General features: G+C 50.2%; 1 protein-coding gene. It reads left to right on the forward strand.

Features of this window, described 5'->3' with window-relative positions:
* A partial coding sequence (locus WG929_RS21170) for an IS66 family transposase (protein WP_416207647.1) occupies window positions 1-243 on the forward strand: 243 nt, incomplete at both ends.

A 243-nucleotide genomic window follows, 5' to 3' on the forward strand; every position in this document is an offset into this window, starting at 1 on the left:
TTTGGTAAAAGCAGCGAAAAAAGTGATCAACAAGTCGAACTGTTCGATGAGGTTGAATGCGAGGCCGATGCCTCTGCAGTGGATACGGCCGAGTCGATAGACGCCGAATCCTTACACTCGGCATTGCCCCTGGCTGAAACACCAAAGCCCGTTAAAAAAACATCCGGCCGTAAGCCTTTACCGGCTGAATTACCCCGTGTACGCATTGAACATGATCTTCCTTTGGCCGATAAAATCTGCGCC

It is taken from the genome of Oceanobacter antarcticus (genome assembly GCF_044962685.1).
In the GTDB taxonomy this organism is placed as follows: Bacteria; Pseudomonadota; Gammaproteobacteria; order Pseudomonadales; family Oceanobacteraceae; genus Oceanobacter; species Oceanobacter antarcticus.